General features: G+C 59.3%; 17 protein-coding genes. 4 read left to right on the top strand and 13 right to left on the bottom strand.

Features of this window, described 5'->3' with window-relative positions; translation table 11 throughout:
* Both ACODSJ_RS23515 and ACODSJ_RS23510 read right to left on the bottom strand, forming a co-directional pair.
* On the bottom strand, window positions 1–1516 hold a 1516-nt coding region (locus ACODSJ_RS23515; RefSeq protein ID WP_489104025.1), incomplete at its 3' end, for a VCBS domain-containing protein.
* Window positions 1517–1608: 92 nt separating this feature from the next.
* Complete coding sequence (locus ACODSJ_RS23510; RefSeq protein WP_489104024.1) at window positions 1609–1854, bottom strand: PilZ domain-containing protein; 246 nt, start codon at window positions 1852–1854, stop codon at window positions 1609–1611.
* Window positions 1855–2103: 249 nt separating this feature from the next.
* Here ACODSJ_RS23510 and ACODSJ_RS23505 point away from each other — a divergent pair, with 249 nt between their 5' ends.
* From ACODSJ_RS23505 to ACODSJ_RS23490, 4 genes are all read left to right on the top strand, one after another.
* Window positions 2104–2769, top strand: coding sequence for a LuxR C-terminal-related transcriptional regulator (locus tag ACODSJ_RS23505; protein ID WP_489104023.1), 666 nt, complete (start codon window positions 2104–2106; stop codon window positions 2767–2769).
* Between the two features lie 67 nt (window positions 2770–2836).
* Entirely contained in the window at window positions 2837–3469 is a 633-nt protein-coding gene (locus tag ACODSJ_RS23500) for a hypothetical protein (protein ID WP_489104022.1), read from the top strand.
* A 164-nt stretch (window positions 3470–3633) separates the two neighbouring features.
* Complete coding sequence (locus ACODSJ_RS23495) at window positions 3634–4365, top strand: hypothetical protein (protein ID WP_489104021.1); 732 nt, start codon at window positions 3634–3636, stop codon at window positions 4363–4365.
* Window positions 4366–4623: 258 nt separating this feature from the next.
* Window positions 4624–6741, top strand: coding sequence for an SIR2 family protein (locus ACODSJ_RS23490; RefSeq protein WP_489104020.1), 2118 nt, complete (start codon window positions 4624–4626; stop codon window positions 6739–6741).
* Window positions 6742–6883: 142 nt separating this feature from the next.
* On the opposite strand, the gene ACODSJ_RS23485 is transcribed toward ACODSJ_RS23490, so the two are convergent.
* The 11 genes from ACODSJ_RS23485 to ACODSJ_RS23435 form a co-directional block, all read right to left on the bottom strand.
* Window positions 6884–7345 (bottom strand): hypothetical protein, encoded by a 462-nt coding sequence (locus ACODSJ_RS23485; RefSeq protein WP_489104019.1) that lies wholly within the window; start codon window positions 7343–7345, stop codon window positions 6884–6886.
* Window positions 7345–8658, bottom strand: a complete 1314-nt coding sequence (locus ACODSJ_RS23480; protein ID WP_489104018.1) for an AAA family ATPase — start codon at window positions 8656–8658, stop codon at window positions 7345–7347. Before ACODSJ_RS23480 ends, ACODSJ_RS23485 begins: the two co-directional genes overlap by 1 nt.
* 315 nt (window positions 8659–8973) lie before the next feature.
* Window positions 8974–9246 carry a hypothetical protein gene (locus ACODSJ_RS23475; protein WP_489104017.1) on the bottom strand — a complete coding sequence of 91 codons (273 nt, stop codon included), beginning with the start codon at window positions 9244–9246 and terminating at the stop codon, window positions 8974–8976.
* 370 nt (window positions 9247–9616) lie between these two features.
* Window positions 9617–10156, bottom strand: a complete 540-nt coding sequence (locus tag ACODSJ_RS23470) for a hypothetical protein (RefSeq protein ID WP_489104016.1) — start codon at window positions 10154–10156, stop codon at window positions 9617–9619.
* A gap of 80 nt (window positions 10157–10236) precedes the next feature.
* The gene (locus ACODSJ_RS23465) at window positions 10237–10866 is read right to left on the bottom strand and encodes a response regulator transcription factor (RefSeq protein WP_489104015.1); all 630 of its coding nucleotides are present in this window, start codon (window positions 10864–10866) and stop codon (window positions 10237–10239) included.
* Window positions 10853–11896 carry a sensor histidine kinase gene (locus ACODSJ_RS23460; RefSeq protein ID WP_489104014.1) on the bottom strand — a complete coding sequence of 348 codons (1044 nt, stop codon included), beginning with the start codon at window positions 11894–11896 and terminating at the stop codon, window positions 10853–10855. Before ACODSJ_RS23460 ends, ACODSJ_RS23465 begins: the two co-directional genes overlap by 14 nt.
* Before the next feature lie 73 nt (window positions 11897–11969).
* Window positions 11970–13274 (bottom strand): ABC transporter ATP-binding protein, encoded by a 1305-nt coding sequence (locus ACODSJ_RS23455; protein WP_489104013.1) that lies wholly within the window; start codon window positions 13272–13274, stop codon window positions 11970–11972.
* Window positions 13275–13286: 12 nt separating this feature from the next.
* Window positions 13287–15035: an ABC transporter permease gene (locus ACODSJ_RS23450; RefSeq protein ID WP_489104012.1), complete on the bottom strand. Its 1749-nt coding sequence runs from the start codon at window positions 15033–15035 to the stop codon at window positions 13287–13289.
* A 481-nt stretch (window positions 15036–15516) separates the two neighbouring features.
* Window positions 15517–15957: a hypothetical protein gene (locus tag ACODSJ_RS23445; protein WP_489104011.1), complete on the bottom strand. Its 441-nt coding sequence runs from the start codon at window positions 15955–15957 to the stop codon at window positions 15517–15519.
* Entirely contained in the window at window positions 15954–20657 is a 4704-nt protein-coding gene (locus tag ACODSJ_RS23440; RefSeq protein ID WP_489104010.1) for an RHS repeat-associated core domain-containing protein, read from the bottom strand. The genes ACODSJ_RS23445 and ACODSJ_RS23440 overlap by 4 nt, the downstream gene beginning before the upstream one ends.
* The gene (locus ACODSJ_RS23435) at window positions 20657–21382 is read right to left on the bottom strand and encodes a DUF4123 domain-containing protein (RefSeq protein ID WP_489104009.1); all 726 of its coding nucleotides are present in this window, start codon (window positions 21380–21382) and stop codon (window positions 20657–20659) included. Before ACODSJ_RS23435 ends, ACODSJ_RS23440 begins: the two co-directional genes overlap by 1 nt.
* Window positions 21383–22255: the final 873 nt, after the last annotated feature.

Below are 22255 nucleotides of genomic sequence, written 5' to 3'. Positions count from 1 at the left end.
CGGTTACCTGCTGGGTGTCGACGCCGCCGAGGCCGTCGCTGACCTGTACGGTGAATACGTCATTGTGGCTTTCGCCAGCCTTCAGGGATTGCACGGCACTGGCGACGCCATCAGTGCCATTGGCCAGGGTGTAGGTCCACAGGCCGTTGTTGTCGACGGCGATCGAACCGTAGGTGCCGGCATTTGCCCCGGCAATACTCCAAGTGGCAGTGGCGTTGTGATCGATATCGGCCGAGCTGAACTGGCCGCTGACGCTAAGAGTGGTGTCTTCCTTCACGCTGCCCGCATCGTTGCCGGTTGCGAAACTGAGCACCGGCGCGTCATTGGTGCCGGTCAGGGTAATCGTTACATCCTTGCTCACCGTCGCACCGAAGTCGTCCGTCAACGTTACCTTGAACACTTCGGTCTTGGTCTCGCCCTCGGCCAGGTACTGCGCCGCGCTGTTGTTCAGCGTATAGGTCCAACCCACGCTGCCTGTCGCATCGCCGGTGCTTTCGTTGCTGACCGTGGCTACCAGCGTACCCAACGCACCGGCCGGCGCGCTGATGCTGGTCGCATGGGCGTGATCGGCCAGGTCTACGTCGCCAAAGGCGAAGCTGCCGCTGGCTACCAGGGTGCCGTCTTCGGTCACCGCGCCGGTTTCCACCTCTGCTGCGGTCACCGTCGGCGCATCATTGGTGCCGGTAATGGTGACGACCACATTCTGCGTCACCGACGAACCATGCCCATCGTTGATGGTGACCAGGTACGTTTCAGTAACGGTCTGACCCTGGGCAAGGTGCTGCGCCGCCGTATTGTTCAGGTTGTACGTCCATTGCATCGAACCGTTGGCCGCGTTCGCGGCTTCGTTTACCGACGAGAGCACGAACGTTCCGAGATGAGTCGTGTTGCCTTCCGCAGGCGCGAACGTTGCGGTATGTGTGTCACTCAGGTCGACGTCGTTGAAGACAATCGTGCCGCTGGCTGCCAGCGAGTCGGTCGTGCTCGCGGTGGTGTTGGCGTCTTCGGTCACCACGCCGCCCTGTGCGCCGAGGCTCATCGTCACGCCATCATTCATGCCCGAAAACTGCACCGTCGCGGTGGCCCAACTGAGCGTCCCGTTACCCAGGCGAATCGCATAGGTAAAGCTGTCCGTCAGGAGTTCGCCCACAGCAAGCGACTGGAGTTGTGCCTGGAAGGCAGACGATAAAGCAGCGGCGTCGTAGCCAACCTTGCCGTCCGAGGTGATCCAGATCCTTGCACCGTTCAAGCTGGTGTCAGAACTTGTCGCCTCAGCCCGCGCCGTGTCCTGGGCCAGGAGGTCGTTCGGCGCATAAACCTTGGTGGCCGTGGAAAGACTGTCCGCATTGTCGAGTGACCAGAGTGTCTTCGCGTTGCCGCCGAGGTCATTGGACATGACGTCCCAATACACCACCCCCGACAGATTTTCAGTGGTGGTGAATACGTCATCCTTCGCCTGCGGCGTATTGGAAAACGAGGTAACGGTGCCGCCGCTGGTGGTTGTAGTACTGGCCATGTCTTTCTCCCAAGAAGAACTTCATCCTGAGCAAAAAACCGCTGCGGACCGCTAACCGCCACGAGTCGGCTCTTACTCAACCCACGAACATCTCATTCCACCGGCACCAATCGGCTGGCCAGCAGCTTCACACCCGCCCCGGTCCTGTCACCTTGAGGCTCAATGCGCACAATCTGTCCTTGCGCCTTGAACTTCATGGGACCGCCGGGGGTGTCGAGTTCGATCTCGAACTCAATCAAGCTGCCCACGTGTTGCTCGCTGTCGGTTTCGAAATACAAACCGCAGGCGCTGATGTCACGGGTGACACCGCTGCCCCCGCCGATCAACTGCAGCGACAAGACGACTCGTTCACGGTGCTCAACTCGATAGGTGTCTTTCATGGCCGCAGTTTAAGAACGACCACTGTTTTCTACATGAGCGCGGGCTCCCTTTTTTTCTGGGAGTCAATCCGTCAGGAAAACAGGGCGTTATAGGACAAATGTCATGGGAGGAGTTGCCCAAAGCCCCCTTGGAAAAGGCGACAGGCCGTAGCGGTTGCTATCATTAGCGGCAGCTGACACAACCCGCCTAGAGAGGCAGCGACTCGTATGCCCATTCAAGTCTTGTTGGTAGCTCTACCGCTCGTGGCCTGGGGCCTTGAGCGCCTGGTGGAAAGCGCTCGACCGAGGTTGGCGCTGGCGGGGTCGGTGTCGTCGGTGGCGCAATACCTGCTTTTGCAGCCCCAACACGCACCCGATGTGGTGGTGCTGGATCTGGACGGCGAGGGCGGTGTCGAGTCCCTGGCCGACTTGCACAGCCAGACCAAAGCCAAGATCCTGGTGGTGACAGGGTCGACCGACATGACCCTGCATGACGATGCAGTGCTGGCGGGCGCCCGTGGCGTGGTGGATAAGCGGGAATCGGCATCCGCGTCGACATTGCTCAAAGCCATAGAAAAAGTGCATGACGGCGAACTCTGGATCGATCGCAATGCGACCAGCCGTATTTTCCTTGAACTGGCGCACCAGAAAGCCGTGCGGGACCTGGACCCGGAACAACAAAAAATCGCCAGGCTCACGCGTCGCGAACAGCAAACCATTGCATCGCTGGCCTGCGACCCCTCAGCCCCTGGCAAGTTGGTGGCCGAAAAACTGCACATCAGCGAGCACACGCTGCGTAACCACCTCACATCGATCTACAGCAAGCTGGGCCTGACCAACCGCGTGGACCTGTACGCCTACGCACACAAGCACGGGCTTGTCACAGACAACTGAGGCATCCTCTCGAAAGATTGGCTGGTATCATCAGGCCGCTATCCATATCCAAGAAAGGGACTTCCTGATGAAGCGTCTGTTTGCCTGCACCCTCCTGGCACTGGCTGTCGTCGGCTACGCCAAGGCCGACCAGAGCACCTTCGAAGAAACCAACCAGTGCACGGAAGACATCGACTGCCAAGGCGACTTCATCTGCAAAAACGGCCAATGCGACCTCCCCGAACCCCAGCAAAGCCTCGTCGCAAAACCCACCGCCACTCCTCAAATCACCAAGCCCGCACCCCCAGCACCCCCCGGCGTAGTCTATGAAACCTTGCCCGCCACCTCCGAACGCGCCGGGCCGTTCACCACCCAGACCCAAGAAACGGGCACCGCGCTGAATTATCAAACCCGCGCCGGCGTGGTGAACCTGATGGAATCCATCGTCGAACAGCCTGAGTACACCGGCTACGTGGCGATTGAAAAGGCCTACACGTTTGGGCCGGGTAGGTATGTGGTGGTTGTGTCCACCGGGGAGGGCGGGAATGCGTGCCCGGCGTCTACTTATGTGTTTAGTTTCGATGCCAAGGCTGAGCGAGTGGATGGGACGCGGGCGGTGGAGGGGTGTTCGGAGTTGGTTGAGGCGGGGGTTGAGGGGAATCGGTTGGTGGTTAAGAAGGAGGGGGGTGGGATTGTTGTGGTTGGTGGGGTGGTTGAGTAGGGGGGGCAGATCGCTTTCGGCCAAAAGCGGCCCTTATTGGAGCTTGGATTTTACTGGTCGCAGCTAACATGCGCCATGGTGCAGGAGAGGTGCGGCAGCAGCTTTCAATCGAGCTTATAGAGGTGTCAACTGCCAGTAAAAGTTGCGAACCAACAAGGAAAGTTATGAAAACACTCAAACAGATAATCTTGGAATTCTGGTTCCCGCTTACGTTTGCTGTGCTATGGACAATATTGCGCATGCTATCAGTGCCTGATACGAGTACGGGGTGGCAGCAGACAGTATTGAATTGCATCGGCACCTTTGCACCCGCTTTTTTTTTCTTGAGTTTTTTATCCGGGCAATGGTTCAGGGTACGAAAACAGCTCAAGGTTGAGGGTGGATTAACATCTGTTGAGCAACGACTAACTGCCCTAGTGGGACATATGGAACAGCAGGCCAATCATTTGGAAAAGCAAGCCAAAGACATTGTTGGCTATACAACGGGGGGAGAAAGCTATTGCCGCGTACTGTGCGCGTTTGATGGCACAAATCCGGGTTCTCTGATGCTGATGGCGATTCATTGCGGCGAGTACCCGCTTACAAACATCGAAATTAGGGTTTGTGACTTGGACCTTTTGAGAGAAGGCAATGCGCTGACTATTGATCATTTTTTCAATATTGAGCGACTGCTGCCGGGTACAAATTCAATGTTCGGGAGCTTCCCTATGGACGGTAGGGATAGCCGGAGCTTCAATATCTTTATGCACGCGCAGAACGGCCGGACAGTACAAGAGGTTCGCATGGTAAAAAGCGAGGCCGGATGGCACCAGGCTCAGAGGGTTACAAGGGACTACGATACTTTGTATGTGGATCTAGTAGAGGATTCTCCTCTTGGTACAAATCCATGGAATTAGTGACGGTGAAGGGTTTGCCGATTCGAAGTACTACTAATGGCAGGTTTCAGCCTCTGCTGACTGGCGGCTATGGATCGGTTGCCATCCTTCGCGATAGGCAAAAAACGACCAGGAACGGAAGTTCGGCGCGGTCTGCTTTCGACCCGGTGCTGCCCTTCGCCTCGTTAACGACAAACACCGCATACCCTTCACTCTATACGACAAAAGGCGGGCACCAATGAGATAAGATCATTGGAATGCCAAAACCAGGGGGCGAGGATGAGTAATTCCGCACTATATTTTCACAATATTGATGTTCTCCTTGAGCGTGTAGGCCACGCCTCACGGGAAATAGTGTTCTTTTTTGGATCCGCGCTTTCTATTCCTGAAGCCCATGATATGCCTGGTGTGCCGAATGTTGCCGGGGTTCTTGCTCTTGTCGAGGAAGCTCTCAGCGGTTCTCCGCAAGCATTCGCGCCAGTATCTACTTTGAATGAGGTCGGCGAGGCCTATCGCGCCGCATTTGCACAACTACAAGCCTTCAGAGGGCAGGACGCTGCCAACGACGTGATCCGCCGGGCCGTGATTCGAGCTCGTAAGCCTGTCGCTGCAGACTCTGTCAAAATCGGGGAGCCAAATTGGAGGGATCCTGAAGTTTGTGAGGGGCTGGATGCAGATCCGGTTGGATGGCATCTGCGTCCTTCGTTGATAGCACTGGGACAGCTACTCGCAAATCACTCAGGGCGTCTCGGAAAAACTGTGCTGACCACCAACTTCGACCCGCTAATACAAGTCGCAGTTCAGACCGCTCATGGAAACTATTTTCGTACGACGCTGCATGACGACGGATCACTTGGTCAATCACAAGGTCCCGGCGTCCAAGTTGTACATCTACATGGATACTGGCACGGAACAGATACATTGCATGTGCCAGCGCAAATTAGCCAGCCACGGCCAAAACTGAAACGATCACTCGAAAAGCTACTGCAAAACCGAACCCTGGTCGTCATGGGGTGCGGTGGGTGGGATGATATTTTTATGTCTAGCCTCTCAGACCTGATGGCGGACTCTGAGCTTAATCCTGACGTTCTTTGGGCGTTCTATGAATCTGACGAACAGGAGATCATTCAGAAATATAACCATGTGCTGACGAGCCTCGGACCGGCTGTTCCTCGAGCTCGGGTACAGTTTTTTGCAGGTGTCGATCTTCATACATTCTTTCCACAATTATTGGAAAGGTTAAGAAGTTCCGCTGATGTGGACGAAGAGCGGAACGTTAGTTATCTGTTAGAAAAATTTCACGAGTTGGCACCGGAACTTAGGCACAAGGTATTAGAGCAGGTCGATCCGTCGTTAGTTGAACGAGTTGAAAGCTTAAAATCCAAACATGACAAACTCGAGAAAGAGCTTAGAGATGCTCGCCACGAATCACACGAAAGGGTGGTTGATCTAGAAGCGCAGACGGTACGTCTCGCGTCGGATTTGCAGCAGGCGCAGTCAGCATTGACGTCTGCACGCCTTGCACTTACTAGCGCGGAAATGAAAGATTTGTCATGGCTTGCAATGATTCAGACTCGCATGATGCCGAAACAACCTGGACGTGTGCCTTTTCATCACTCCAAAGAGGTAGCGCTGCGCGGCTATCACGCAGCCGCAGGAGGACAAAACGTCGAGCCGTTGTTGCAAGAAGTGACGTGGTCACTTGTTCCATACAATGAAAATGGCCTTCATCGTGGGTATAAAGCTGCCATCATATTCAAGGGGGATAATTTTGTGCCGGGCGTTGTCTTCACTTATCGTCGGCACGGCCAAAATGCTCCTCCTAGCGGGAACAATGAATATTTCTGGCGTCTACCCAATATTTATTATGGGAACTATTTGGAGGTCTCAAGTGGTGACAACGAACCGGAGGCATCATTGAGTTGGCGAGGCTACGAATTTCAGCTAAGGAATCCCGAAGGGCGTGTATCGGAATGGGTAATGTTCACATATCCATTTGACGATGTGCTTCTTGAAAAAATCCGTACCGAGTCCTTTCAACTCGGAACCAACTTGCTCGAAATTGGGAATGCGTCGGCGGCGGTCGAGCCGCTGCGAAAGGCTTACGTATTCTCCGACCGAATGTTCGGTATTCAATCACCAGAAACATTAAGTAAGAAGACAGCGTGGGAGCGTACTATTGATGAAGCTGCGCTATCGAAACTACGCTTCCGCGTCGGCGACCGACTAGTAGTTGTTTCAGGACCCCATGCTGGAGTTTCGGGTGCCGTCGAAAAACTTCTGCTGCGACACCTCCATGCCTATGTCATCAAGCCGGCGCATGAAGACGTTTTGTTTCAAGCTTCCGATGCACAAGTCGAAAACGATATCCCTATCGTTCCTGATGCTGCTTCCTAAAACGGCCAATTTCGGTCTGATAGATAGCGCAAGATTCGGGACGTCCTTTTTACGCCTCGATTGCGAAAGCCAAAAAGGTGAAGGATTTAATATCCGCGCCTTTTTTTCAAATGCTGAGCAACTACTGAACTCGCCATGGGCATCACAGCCGAGCTGCTCGGTCATACGAGTTGAGGTGGCTATCAGCAGACCAGATATAGACACGTCTCGCCATATTCAGTGAGCAAAGACGTTGCCAGTCATGAATGATGGACAGGTCACCAAGGCCACTGCCATGCGTTGCGTGCGTCGGAAACTCCGCCAGCCAGGCGCGCATTTCATCCTCTTGCAAGAAGCTGATGGCTTTGAATGGAGAGCGCCCGGTCAACGCTGCATCGACCTGCTGAACGAATCGTTCTGCACAGCTGCGTCTCGTGCCGCCGTCGCCGTTCTGTCCGATGTGATTACCCGTTTCGAGTATGGTCGCCATCGGGAGGAACAAGGATTCGCCCCCTTGTATGCGTTGCTCTAACTGCTGGAGCGTTTCAAGGTGTCGCTGGGCTTTCATGGGGACATTGAGAACTTCTACGAAGATGGACGTGTCGATCAAACAAACTGCGGTCATTACGCCCCTCCTTGTGTGCTCTGGCGAAGCCCGGCCAACCAATCCATCGCTTGCGCCTTGCGCTGTTCCTCGGTGGTAGGGTCCTTTAAAAAACGATCCAGGACCCGTCGAGTCATGAGCTGTCCTAGCGGACCTTGGGCTACCAACTCTGGGTATCGCTCCAGGTCGCCCAGGCGTACCAAACGGCTATCGCCTTCTTCCGGGTCGCGATAACACGCCACCACATCAGCCAACGCGCTGTCAGGCAACGCGTCCATGAGCGCTGGGTTATGTGAGGTTAATAGAACTCGTAGCTCCCTCTCGGCGGCGATGGCTTGAAGTTGCTTTACCAAGGTTTCCGCCCTGCTAGGGTGAACGCCATTGTCGATTTCTTCGATGACCACGAGTGCTCCCGCAGGAGCCGTCAGCAGAGCTGCACCGATAGCCAGAACGCGAAGCGTGCCGTCAGAGAGCAGGGGGGCATCTACCTTCCTGCTTTTCTGCCCAAAGGATTCCACCAACCGAACCATTACATCGTTGCGATCAGTTTTGATGAACTCGATATCCGTGATGTCTTGTTCTGGCAATGACTTGATGAATGCAAGCAGCTTTGCCTTCTGCTCCGACGTTTGGGAAATTCGGTAGAGAACAGCAGAAAGGTTACTGCCGTCCTCTTTGATGAGGTCGTCTTTCACATACGCATAGTCACGCATTAGCGCGGGGCGCGGATCAAGGAACACGACGTTGCGCAGCGTCTCACGCAAAGCTTTTGTCACGGTTGGAATCACGCGCTGCGATTCAAGGTGGCCCGACTCGAACCGACCTGGGGTTTCAAGCTGATAAAAAATGGCCTGTCGGTTTGAGCAAGGAATATGGGGCTTATTCTTCCCACGCTTGAAGTTGTTGTATGCCACTCTGATTTCGTCAGTGTGGGGGTTAGCCAAACCGTCGATTTGATACAAAGGTACTGCTTCGTTCGGTTTCACAACGCTTTCTGCCGTAACGACCAGTTGATCGGCTATCAGGCCAATTGATATCTCGAAATGATCCCAGCTTTGAGGTATGCCCTCGAATCGACCTCCGAGGCTGAAGCTGGCTTGAGGATCACGCAGCAGATCGTTTGCTTGCCCTCGAACGACGGCGTCCCCACTTTGAATAGAGCGAGTGATGTCATCCAGACGGCTTCCCTTGGCCAACCAGTTGAGAAGTCGGATTGCCTCAAGCACATTGCTTTTGCCTGAGGCATTGGCGCCGATCAAAAAAGTCATGGCCGACAGCGGCAGGCTCGCGCTTTCGTAGCTCTTAAAGTTTTTCAGTTCAATTGAAGTCAACATACTTTAAATGCTCGTACACGCGTCATTAATAACTCTCCGCACTCTGTCGCCCTTGGCTTCGATAAAAATCTTTGGGCATGCTTCACTCTAGGTGCTGATCAACCACTCATCCTGACATAGTACGTGAGCAAAATGGCCGGAGATACCCCGGCCTTGGTGCGTCTCGGGTTCAGCTAACATGAGCGCGCGATCGTAAAGGGCTATGACGTCGAGGATGGTTTCTGGTTGGGTTTCACTCGTGCACACGGGTGAGCAACCCGATGCGACTCCCAACCATCCAACCCAAAGCGGATGTCCCAAACGTCCGTTCTCCTATCAAGTCTTAACATCCTCCTGAAGCCGCCGACCAATCACCTCCAACAAATCACACCCATCCCGCAACGGAATCACCAGCAGCTGCGCAAAATCCGAAAGCACCACCGCATCGCTGCTGATCTCAGAACGAAACGCCATGTTCTCCAGTACCTGAGTCACCACGCGTATTCGGTAATCAGCCGTTGCATGCATCACGTCAAGCGGCGCTTGGGTATCGATGAGCAGGGAAGCGGGTGTGCAGTCGATGCCGGTGATGGGGATGTATCTGTTCATAGGATTACTCCGATCAGGTTAAAGGGCTGATCCGATCCTCAGGTCGCCAAACCTGATCGCCATCTGGGCGATGGACATCACTATGGGGGCTCGTGGATCAAGCGGGAAGGTGGCAGCTTCCTAAACCTTCGTAGGAGTCGGGCCTCTGTTTTGCCGGAGACTTCTGACACGGCTGGGTCTGACTTATTCAAAACCATTGACTGGTCAAGCTCGGGTCGGCTTCGCCGCCCAGCGGGAGCAAGCTCCCTCGCCACGGGGGATTGTTTTATCTGGCGATACGGATGTGAGTTCAGTTGCCTTTGTGGCGGGGGTACTTGCTTCCGCACTGCGGATTTGGGGGGGCGCAGGGTTTGTGCCCTGCGCCAGCGTGCTATTTCTTGACCTTGTAATCCTGGCCCCACACTCGCACGGTGTTGACGGCTTCGTCCGAGCCTTCAAACACGAACTTCTGCCGCACGGCCGCTTTGGGTGGGACGGTGACGTCGTCGGGGTTGTCCTGGCTGATGAGGTTGTTGGCGTAGCCGGCCTGGTCGATGGCGAGCAGGGCGCCGGTTTGTTTGAGGTTGATCAGGCGCAGTTGGGTGTCGGTGCTGTTGCGAAAGCCCAGGGTCACGGTGGCGCGTTCCTCGCCGGGTTCGAACTTCAGCACTTCGACGGTGATGCGGTCTTTCATTTGTTCGTGGGAGGAGATAATCGCCGCGCCGTCGGTGCCCTGGGCCGATTCGCGGCCGTCGAGCACGCCTTCGCTGACGCCGCCCAAGAGGTTCTTGCCGGCGGTGACGAATGTCGAGACGGCGGCCTTGGTCGAGTCCTTGATGGTGCTGCTGGTGGGCTCGCCTTCGGCCAGGCACAAGGAGCTGATCAAGAGGGTGGAGACGAAGAGGCTGGAGCGCGATGGCAGGAAAGTCATACCGGGGTCCTTGAGGGTTGTCTGCAACGCCGCCCGTCTTGGGGCGCACGGCATCATAGCTGCGATCACAGCGCACTTGTCTATGAATTTGTCCCCTTGAGCCGCTCCGACATTTTCACCAGTGCGGCCAACGAATCGGCGTTCATCTTGCGCATCAGGGCGCCGCGCCGAACCTTGACCGTCACTTCGCTCAGGCCCAGTCGCGCCGCCACTTGTTTGTTCAGCAGCCCCGACACCACCAGGTCCATCACGTCGCGCTCGCCGTCGGTCAGCCCGGCATGGCGTTGCTTCAACTCATCGACCTGCGCCTCTGCCGCGCGCCGTTCGCGGTCGCGGTTCAGGCCCAGGCTGATGGCGTCGAGCAGGTCTTGTTCGCGGAAGGGTTTGGTCAGGAATTCCAGGGCGCCGGCCTTCATGGCCTTGACGGACATGGGGATGTCGCCGTGGGCGGTGATGAACACCACCGGGACGCGGATGTTCAAGCGGGCCATTTCCTGTTGGAAATCCAGCCCGCTCAAGCCCGGCATGCGCACGTCCAGGATCAGGCACGCGGGGGCATCCGGCAGCGTCGCGGCCATGAACTCGCGCGCGGAGCCGAAGGCCAGGCTCGCCAGGCCCACGGAGGCGAGCAGGTCTTGCAGCGAGGCGCGCACGGAGTGGTCGTCGTCGACGATGTAGACCACCGATTCCTGGGTGTCAGTTTCGCTCATCGGGTTCCCTTGTCACGGCCGGCAGGGTGAAGTGGAAGGTCGCGCCTGAGGGCGGATTGTTCGAGGCCCAGAGACGGCCGTCATGGGCTTCGATGATGGAACGGCAGATCGCCAAGCCCATGCCCATGCCGGCGTGTTTGGTGCTGTAGAAGGCATCGAACACCCGTTCCAGGTCGCCGGGCGTGAGGCCGGTGCCTTGGTCGCCGACGCTGAAGAGCAGTTGGCGGGTGTTGTCCAGCCCGGCATGCAGCGTCAGCACTCTGTGCTCCGGCTCCACCTGGCGCATGGCGTCGATGGCGTTCATCGCCAGGTTGAGGATGACCTGCTGGATTTGCACGTCATCGGCCAGCATCGGCGGCAAGCCTTCCTCGACGTGCACGTGCACGACGATGTTATGTTCGTTCAGCTCTCCGGCCAACAGGTGCAGCGCGGCGTTGAGTGTGTCGGCGACGTTCAGCCATTGTTTCGTCGGGGCTTGATGCCGGGCCATGCCGCGCAGCCGGGCGATGATGTCGCTGGCCCGATGGGTGTCGTCGATGATGCGTTCCACCGCTTGGCGCGCCTTGGGCAGGTTGGGTGGTTCGCTGGCCAGCCAGCGCAGGCACGCGCCGCCGCTGGTGGCGACGGCGGCCAAGGGCTGGTTGACTTCGTGGGCGATGGAGGCGGCCAGTTCGCCCAGCATGTTGACCCGGGCGATGTGGGCCAGGTGGGCGCGGGTTGTGTGCACGGCACTGATGGCCGCCGACAGCCGCAGTGCCAGGTAGGTGGTGCCGGCAATGGCGGCGAGGCTGATGAGCACGTTGATCAGCCCGGCCTCGGTGTCGCCGAAGCGTGTGAGCCGGTAACTCAGGATCGTCAGGACCATGCAGAACAGCGAGATCCCTGCCACCGCGCGCGCCGGCAGGATCCTCACGGCGATCAGCACCACCCCGATCTGGAACACCCCGACCGCGATTTCAAGGTCGGTGACGGTGTCGATCGCGGCGATGCCCAGCGCCAACCCCAACAGCGGTATCAGGCGCAGAATCACTTGAGTGCTTCTCACTGGATGTTCATCTCGTTGCGCTCGTTGATCCGGCCTGGATCACGCCATTTGAATCGCCTCACGAGGGATTGTCCAGGCTGAACAGGTCCGCCACTTCATCGTAGGCGAACAACTCGGCGTAGCGTCCCCATTGCGTGACGCAATCGAGGGTCATGGCGGCGTCGTGCTCGGACATGAAGTCTTCCAGCTGATCACGAAAGCGCCGGGCCGGTGCCGTGCGGGTAGGGCGGTCATCGAGCACCCGGCGCACATGGCTCACGAGCGGGACGTACTTGAGCAACTGCTGGGCAAACAGTTGCTTGCGCGCGTCGACGTCCGACTGGGCGTAGCGGTGTCCGGCCGGCAACAGGGTGATGTGGCCGTCGTGCATCTCGGCCAGGCGCATGAGTTGCAGCACCTCGGCCACCGGAAAAAGATCGCTGGGGCTGGAGCGCAATGCCCCAGCAAGCTCGCGCAAATCGGCGCGGCCCTGGTAAGGCTGGTCGTGCACGGCCTCGATCAAACCGGCCAGGGCATTGCTGGAGATCGACGGCAAGACCATGCTGACGCCGTTGCCGGCAAACGGCCCCTGGCGAGGCGAGGCCGAATCGGCACCGCCGGCCATCTGCACGTAAATGTGCTCCACCAGGGCTTGGAAAGCCGGGTCCGAGCGATGGCGTGGCTGGCGCAGGTCCACGGTGATCTCGCGCTGGATGCGCCCTGGGTTGGAGGAAAAAATCAAGATGCGATCACACATCAGCACCGCTTCCTCGATGTTGTGGGTGACCATCAGGATCGACTTGATCGGCATCCGCCCTTCGCGCCACAGCTCCAGCAGGTCGGTGCGCAGGGTTTCGGCGGTGAGGACGTCCAGCGCCGAAAACGGCTCGTCCATCAACAACACATCCGGGGCGACGACCAGCGCCCGCGCCAGGCCAACGCGCTGGCGCATGCCGCCCGAGAGTTCCTTGGGAAACGCGCTTTCGAAGCCGTCCAGGCCAATCAAGTCGATGGCAGCCAGGGCTCGTCGGCGCCGTTCCGGTGCTGCCACGTCCAGCGCCTCCAGGCCGACCTCGACGTTTTGCAGCACGGTCAGCCAGGGGAAGAGGGCAAAGCTCTGGAAGACCATGCGAACCGAACTCGGCAAGCCCTGCGCATCGAGCGGGAAATCCACCCCGCCGGCACTGGGCGCAATCAGGCCGGCGATGGAGCGCAGCAGGGTCGACTTGCCCGAGCCGGAGCGGCCCAGCAACCCGACCACTTCGCCGTCGTCCAGGCGCATGCAGACGTTGTCCAAGACCCTTCGCTCGGCGCCGCCTGCGGTGCCGTAGACATGCCCCAGTTGCTGGACATCCACCAGGCAACGTTTTTCCATGACGTGCATTGGGCTCACCCCTCAATCAATGCGAAGCCGACGCTCGGCGAAACCGTACAGGGGCCGCCACAGCAGGCGGTTGAACCCCACGACAAAAATCGACATGACCAGGACCCCCAGCGCCACGCGCTGCAGATCCCCGGCCGCCGTGGCCTGGGCGATGTAGGCGCCCAGGCCGGAGGCGTACACATGCTCGTCGCCCCAGGAAACCGCTTCGGCGACGATACTGGCGTTCCACGACCCGCCAGCGGCGGTCAGGGCTCCGGTGACGTAGTAAGGAAACACCCCAGGCAGCGCGACCTGGCGCCACCACTGCCAACCGCGCACATGAAAACTGCGCGCGGCCTCCCGCAGATCGGTCGGCAAGGCGCTGGCCCCGGCAATCACGTTGAACAGGATGTACCACTGGGTGCCCAGTATCATCAGCGGCGAGAGCCAGATATCCGGGTTCAACTTCAGCGCAACGATGGCCACCACGGCGAACGGAAACAGCACGTTGGCCGGGAACGCCGCCAGCCATTGCGCGACGGGTTGCAAGCGCTCGGCCCAGCGCGGGTTCAGGCCGATCCAGACGCCGACGGGTACCCACACCAGGCTCGCCAGGACGATGAGCACCGCGACCCGCACCATCGTCGCCAGCCCCAGGCCAAAGGCGTCGACGACGTCTCCAAGGCCCAACGTGCTGCCAATGAACTGCGACAACTGGAGCACGCCGACCATGCACGCCAGGGCGACCAGGATGATCCAGGCCCGGTCCATCGCACGGTTGAAGCGGGCACTGGTTTTAAACCGGGTGAGGGGAAGCGCTGGCAGCTTGTCCAGGCATAACGAGGACTTGATCTCCCTCAACGCCTGGGACACCAACGGCGCCAGGCGAGCGGACCTCAACAGTTCATAGACCCTGGAGCGAGGACGCTTCTGCGCGGCGGTCTGCTCGAAGCGAAACTTGTCCGCCCAGGCCACGATCGGCCGGAAAAACAACAGGTCGTACAGCTTGATCGCCACCGCCATCGCCAACACCGCCCAGGCGATGGCCGCGATGTTTTTCTGCTCGATCGCCAGGGCCAGCCACGAGCCGATGCCGGGCAAGTTGACGGTGGTATCGCCCACGGTAATGGCTTCGGAGGCCACCACGAAAAACCAGCCGCCGGACATCGACATCATCATGTTCCACACCAGCCCCGGCGTGGCGAAGGGCAACTCCAGCCGGACGAAGCGCTGCCAGGGCGAAAAGCCGAATTGTCGACTGACTTCGTACAGGTCGTGAGGCACGGTCCTCAATGATTGGTAGACGCTGAAGGTCATGTTCCAGACCTGGCTGGTGAAAATGGCGAAGATCGCCGCGCACTCCACCCCCGTTTCCTTGCCGGGGAACAGCCCCATGAAAAACACCACGGTAAACGTGAGAAACCCCAGCACTGGCACGGATTGCAGGATATCCAGCGCGGGCAGGATCACGACGGCTGCCTTGCGGCTTTTCGCCGCCAGCGTGGCAATGACCAGAGAGAAAACGAACGAGGCGAACAACGCGATGAACATGCGCAACGTGGTGCGCAGGGTGTATTCCGGCAGGTGGATCAAGTCCAGCGACAACGGCGATGAATCCAGCACGCCCAAGGGCTGGCTCATCTGATCGAAACCATGAAAGACCAAGCCCCCTACGAGCGCAACCAAACCCAGCAGCACAACATCGGCCCACCAGGAACCATGGGGCACTTGGGCGTTGTGCTTGACGGTTGAAAACGCAGGTGCGGTGAATGAAGAACGCATGGGGCACCTCGGTTGCTTTATTCAAGGCCAGGGATGACCGCGCCAACGGTGTTTGGCGATCAGGCTGTTGGGACGTTTGTAATGGGCGGTGTTGAGCGCCCGGCAAGATTAGGCGCTGTGGTGGGGGATGGCTACGATGATTGGGGGTGGGGAAATATACTTTGGTATATCGGCGGGAAGGGTTAAGAGGTGTTTGCGTAGAGCGTGGCGCGCAGGGCATCTCCAGCAGGATCAAGAACACCACAGCACTAACGCCAGGCGATGACCTTGTGGCGAGGGAGCTTGCTCCCGCTGGGTCGGTCCGACGCCTCGGGCGCAGCAGCCCTAAATCTGTCACCGAGGTCCATCAGGTAAACCGCGTACTGCTTGCTTGGGGCTGCTACGCAGCCCAGCGGGAGCAAGCTCCCTCGCCACGCGAGGTGTTTTATTCCGGTAATTCTTTAACTCGTCGGTCATGCGATACGTACCGCGTAAGGGAGGCTTAATCTTCATGTCTTGGCATGTTGAATCTTTCAGCATTCATGAGTTTTTTATAGTGTTCAAATATAATCATGGCACTTTCCTCGCTATCTACTAGACGCTCGTAATAGCTTGCGTCTTCTGCCCATTCGCGAAAAACCAACTGGGTTTGGTTTTTGTTGTTTTCCTTGCTCTTGAAATTTAACTGCCAGTAAGTGGATGGCTGTTTGTCGGTGATTTCAAAAAGATCTGCCGCAAAAGGTTTCGGGTACTCATCGTCATTTTCTGAGCAAATATAGAACCATGGGCAGTTGTCTCGGAATTCTATTCCGTAGATGACATACTCCTTTCCGATTTGAAGGTCTACTTCTCCATCGGGCATGGATATATATTTTTTTAACCGTGTTATGGTTTCTGGTTTAGGCACTTCATTTATATTGTTGATTTTACAGAGGGCTTTCATTTTGTTTTGGCTCCAGGTGGTACGGCAGGATCATTTCCCCACGGCCTGATGTTGTCGATACTATGTTTTTTGAATTTAAAATCTTTGAGCTCGCCGGTTTTCGGGTCCCGAACATAATGTACTACGGAGTCATTTCCGTTTTTTGATTTTAGTCTTAGCTCCCATTTATCCAATCCTTTGAACAAAGGATCGTTGAGGTCTTCAATAATAATAGCTCCATGGCCTTCTTTTGCCGCTTGTAATGTCATCTGATCTTGGATGCTTTTAGGTTCTCGACTCCATTTGTCAGGTTTCGACGGGGCCGGAGCTGGTGGGACTCCTTCATTTACAGTGGCTGTAAGAGATGGATCGTCTAATTTTCCGATCGATTTCCCGCTACCCGCCTCGGGACATCCATTCAACCCCAACGGATCCACCCACCCCGTGGGGTTGAGGGTGTACCTATACCCATTCAACCCACCCGCCAGCTTGCTCGGGTCAGGCGTCAGGTAGCGGCCGGTCTCGGGATTGTAGTAGCGGTGCCGGTTGTAATGCAGGCCGCTTTCCGCGTCGAAGTACTGGCCTTGGAAACGCAGCGGTTGGTCGAGTTGTTCGCCGCCGCCGTGTTGGACGTCGAGGAGTTTGCCGTAGCCGGTGTAGCGCGCCGACCAGACGATGTCGCCGCGGTAGCTGGTCAGTTCCTGGGGCGTGCCGAGGTGGTCGAGGTGGTAGTAGAACGGGCAGGCCTTGAGTGGGCCTTCGCCGTCGAGCATCGCCAAGGGGCGGAAGGTGCCGGGTTCGTAGAGGTAGCTGCGGTAATGCCGGGGGCCGCTTTCGGCGATGACCTGTTCGCCTTGCCAGATGAATTCGGTGGTCTGGCCGTCGACGGTCTTGCTGATGCGTCGGCCGAAGGCGTCGTAGCGGTAGGACGCTTCGCGGCCGTCCGGGGTGGTGACGCCGATCAGGCGGTGCTGGCTGTCGTAGCGGTATTCGGTGACGAGGCATTGGGCCTTGCCGCGGCGTTCGCGGACCAGGTTGCCGTAGGCGTCGTAGTCGTAGTGGCGGTCGCCCTCCATCGTCAGGCGGTTGCCCTTGAGGGTGGTGGGGCCGGGGCGGTCCATCAGCAAGAGGTTGCCGGCCGGGTCGTGGGCGAAGCGTTCCGGCTCGGCCTGGAAAGGGTCGATGCGAATCAGTCGGTCGAGCGGGTCGTACTGGTAGTTGCGCCGGCCCCGGCGGTTGTCGGTGAGGGTCGCGAGGTTGCCGTTGGCGCTGTAGCGGTAATCGCGCCAGATCATCTGCACCGGTTGCAGTGGTAGCAGTGGTTGCTCGGCCTGCTGTGATTGCTGTTGCCAGACGGTCTGGGCCTTGAGGCGGCCCTGTTCGTCGTAGGCGTATTCGCTGAGCAGCCGGCCTTGCTGGCGCTGGCGTTCGCGAGTGCCGTCAAAGCGGTGCTCGGTGAGACAGCTGCCGTTGAGGTCGATGCGGTGTAACCGGCCACCACGCTGGTGGTGGTAGTCGAGGGTGCAGTTGTCCGGCAGGCGCAGGTGATTGAGCTGGCCGCAGGCGTCGTAGCCATAGCCCAGGCTGGCCCAGCCCTGGTGCTCGCTGACCAGCCGGTCCTGGGCGTCGTATTCGAAAGCCAGCGGCCAGTGGCCGTCGTCGACACTGATCAGGCGGCCGAGGGCGTCGTAGCGGTAGTGAACCTGGGCACCGTCGGGCAAGGTTTTGCGCAGCAGGCGTCCGGCGCTGTCGCGCTGGTAAGCCGTGACCCGCTGGCTGCCATCGCTGCCGAACTCGGTTTTCTCCAGCAACTGGCCGTTGAGGTCGTAGGCGTAGGCGGTGCGTTGGCCGTCGAAGCCGGTTTCCTGGCGGATCAGGCCGTTGGGGTGGTAGTCGAGGCGGTAGTGCTCGCCGGATTCGTTTTCGATGTCGGTGAGCAACAGGCGCGCCGAGTCGTAGCGATATTTCAGCTCACTGCCGTCGGCGTTGAGGCGGCGGCTGACCAGGTGCAGGTCGTCGGCGTATTCGTAGCGGGTGGTGCGCCCCAGTTCGTCGCGCTCGGCGGTGACCTTGCCGTAGGCGTTGTAAGTCCAGGCGCGGGTCGCCCCCGTGGGCAAGGTCAGCTGCAACAAGCGGCCGACGGCGTCCCATTGATACTGGGTGAGGGCCCCGTGTTCGTCCTCGCGGCTGAGCAAACGTCCCTGGACGTCGTAGGAAAAACGCCGGCGCCGGCCGTCCGGCAGGGTTTCTTCGATCAACTGGCCGAGGCGATTCCAGGCCAGATGGTGGAAACCGCCGTCGGGATGGCTGATGACCAGGGGCAGGCCACGGTCATCGTATTTGTAGAAGGTGCTGTGGCCGTTGGGGTCGGTGTGTTGGGTGATGTCGCCCTGGGCGTTGCGGTGGTACTTCCAGCTGGCCTTGCCTCGGTGAACATCGCTGACGAAGCCGTTGACGTACTCGTAGCTGTGCGCTTCGTCTTCTGGCGGGATGACGGCGATCATCCAGCCGTTTTCGTCGTAGCGGTATTCGCGGACCGCCCCCAGCGGATCCTGTTCGGCGATCAACTGGCCTTTTTCGTCGTAGGCGTTGAGGTGCTCGCCGCCGTCCGGCTCGACCTTGCGCACCAGTCGCGCCGTGTCGTCGTGGACATACACCTCCTGGCTGCCGTCGGCGTGGGTCACGGTCACACTGCCGTTGTCGTCCCAGGCGTAACGCGCCTCCATTTGCGCGAAGCTGGCCCAGTGACGAACGCACCGGGCCAACTTGCCCGCGCGCTCCCAGGCCCAGTAGAAACGGGCGCCGCCGGCCAGTTGCCGCTCGACGATCACGTGCTGTTCGTCGTAGCGGTAGTGCTCGGTTTCGCCCGCTGCGTTGCTGGCCTCGATCAGGCGTTGCTGCGGATCGTAACGGTAGGTGACCAGCTTCTGGACGGTGCTCCAGCAAGCCTCTTCGGTGTCTGCCGGGCGAAATTGCTGGTAGTCGACGGCGATGATGTGGTTGCGCTCATAGCGCAGCAGCAAGGCCCGACCGGCATCGTTTTTGAGTCGTTTGATCCGCCCAAGGAAGTCGCGTTGAATGCGCAGTCGATTGCCATGGCTGTCGCTGATGGCGGTCAAGGTGACGCCCTGTGCGTCGCGCTGGAAATGGTAGAAGACCGGGCGCTGACCAGCCTGGGCCAGGATCAATTCGGACGGCTTTTCCCCCAGGTAAATCGCTGCCCGCGAGAGGCTGTTGGTGATCGCCGGGCGTTGTTCGTTGGGCAGCGGAAAGGGCGTGGCGCGGTTTTCGTGATCGGTCCAGACGACTTCGTCGCCGGTGATCTCGACGCGGTGTGCCAGCGAATGGCTCCAGCCGTAGCCCAGGCCACAGTCGATTTCCACGGCGCTGGTGCGGTACAGGCGGGTGAAGACAAAGGGCAGGCAGCCGTCGAGCGTGCCGTCTTCCAGCGTCAGCAGCTCTTCGCCGGTGACCATCGAGACTGGGCATTTGTCGGTGCAGGTCCGGGCGACGGGTTCGGCGCTGTGGCCGGCGGGCGTGGTTGCCTGTCGGGCTGCGTCGTCGTCGCCGACCGGCCCGGCCAGCCGGGCGTTGCGCTGGCCGTCGACCCGCAGTTCGACCGCGCCTTTCTTCATGGGTTTGGCCGTGCCCCGTACCGCTACGGGAACGTACTTGGCGACGTAGCCCATGAACCCGTGGATGATGGCGAACAACGATTCCACGAACCCCATCACGGCGTTGAAGATGATTTCGCCGTAGCGTTTAAGGCGCACGGCGAGGTAGACGACTCCCGTGCCTTGCGCGGCCACGCTCAGCACCACGGCAATCACGATGTCGATGGCGATGCCCATCACCGCGGCGGTGGCCATGCGGGTAAACTCGCCGGCGGTTTGCATGGGCGGCAGGCTCGCGAGCCAGACCAGCGCGCAATGCATCATCAAAAACAGCGCGGCTTCGTCACTGGCCAGCAGCATGGCTTTTTTCATGACGTCCGGGGCTTGCTCGGCCGCGGCGATCAGGCGCTCGGCGCTTTCCCCCAGTTGTGCGCTGAACTGCGCCGGGTCTTGCAGGATGTCGAGCACCAGGTTGATCCCGTCCCACACACCCTTGATGGCTTCCCAGCCGCCTTCGAGCAGGCCGTTGCCGATGGCCAGGGTGGTGCCGGACGTCGATACGCTCGACCACTGTCGCCGATGCCCGCCGGGGCCTTCCCATTTGTTGCGCAGGAAGTTTTCCAACTCGCCGGTCAGCCCGGTGTAGGCGGCGAACAGTTCGTCGATCTGTGCGGGTGTCACTTCGCTGTGGACGCGGATCTGGTAGTACTGGCCGGCTTCGCCCTCGTCCCAGCGGGCCTTGCCCTGGGCGTCCAGCATGACCTTGCTGACGGCGCCGCTGGCCACGTCGACGATGTCGACCTCGATGTCGCCGAGGGGGATGTCGTAGAGCGATTCGAATTTGCTCTCGATCAGCAACGGGCCTTTTAGCGGACACTGGACCACGTTCGAGGCGAAATCCCCATCGGCCATGCCCACCGTCTTGCTGCTGTCGCCGACCTTGATGACGCGGTCCATGCCCAGCAGGGAGGGCAGGTCGGCGAATCGACTGATGTCGTCGGCTCGTTGTGCGTACCAGGCCTGGGTCTGTTTGCGATAAAGCTTCAAGCTGTCCTTGAAGGTGTCCAGCTGTTGGTCGACGAAGTCGATGTGCGCCTGTGCCGACATCAGCGTCGCTCCGCCTGCAGGTGGTCCAGCAGGACGCGTTCGAGGTTGTCCGCCACGTCCTGGCGGCTGACGATGCGGGCGACCTTCAGCCGCAGGTTGCCCTCGGGCCAGGCGGTGTAAAGGTCAAGGTGCTGGTCTTCCAGCCATTGCATCAGGCTGTCGATCCGTGCCGTCGGGTTCTCCTGGGCCAAGGTGGCGAGCAGTGTTCTGGGCACTTCCCACCACGGCCAATCCCGCACCGCCGGCACTCGCCCAGGCTTGACGGCCAAGGGTTTGCCGTTGATCAGGTAGCGCTCGAACACCGGCAGGACCTCCCAGGCCGTATCCCCCAGGGCTGAGAGGAGCGGGTGGAGTTGGCGTCCGTCCCAGAAACGGAAGAACACCGCGGTCCCGTCCGGCATGTTCACTTGGGTGAGGCTGCGCAGGCGTTCGAGCACTTCGCTGGGGGCGGCGCGCGACACCGCCAGCCACCCCCAGTCGAGGGCATCGGTTTCAGCGACCCAGGGCAGGAATGCCGATTCGGCTTTCAGCTCTGTGATGTAGGGCATCACCGCATGCCAGGAGGCGTAGGGCGTGTCACCCCAGATCGGCAGCAGCTGGCGGGTGGGTTCGCTCATGTTCAGGGCGGTCAGGGCATCGGCTTCGCTGGCCTTGCAGATGACCAGGTACAGGCGTTCGCCTGCCTGGAGTGGCTGTTCTGTCAGCCAGGCCGAGGGTGTGGCCAATGGATGCTCTCCTTGAAATTGGCGGGCCGGGCGCAGGCGTGGCCCGGTGGGGCGGCCATCAATCAAGGAGTGAGCCAGGTTTTTTCGAGTCCTTTTAAACCGGGGCTTACAGGCGGTTTTTCACGCACGCCGGGCCGTTTTCATGGGCGTCCGATGCAGCAAAAGGAGCGGGAATTTGCAGGGTGTTGCGCAGCGGATTGCAGGCGGGTGGGGAAGCTGCTGATCTGTATTTTCTGCCGGCAGGTGCCTCTGTAACGAGGCCGATCCTCACGCCAGAATGGCGCAGTTTTTTCGTGAGGATCAGGTGCAATCATGGCGAAGATGGCGTTTTTTCTCGGCGGGTTCCTGGCGTTGACCCTGCTGATCGGTGTACTGGCGACGATTTCGCCGGTGTAGCAGGGCGCTATGGGCGAAGGCCTATTCGGACAAAGCCTGTTGGCCCCCCCTGTGGCGAGGGAGCTTGCTCCCGCTGGGCTGCAAAGCAGCCCCCAGATCTGCCACCAAGGTATTCCAGGCTGACCGCATTCAGCTTGTTTGGGGCTGCTGCGCAGCCCAGCGGGGATAAATCCCCTCGCCACAGGGGGAGTGTTGACCGGGTGGCGGGTGCTCGATCCTGACGATCTGTGCAATACACCTGCGCAATCTCCCGCAACCCAATCACCCACCTGTGGGAGCAAGGCTTGCCCGCGATGACGGTGTGTCAGCATGCAGCGATGTTGAAAGTGATGACGCCATCGCGAGCAAGCTTTGCTCCCACAGGCAGTGGCAAATGGGTCAATACACGGAGGCCCCCCCCTAAACGAGCGCCGCCCCCCAAATCAACCACACCCCCTGTGGCGAGGGAGCTTGCTCCCGCTGGGCTGCGAAGCAGCC

Source organism: Pseudomonas sp. FG6 (assembly GCF_057809015.1).
This window is presented reverse-complemented; position numbering and strand designations above follow the sequence as displayed.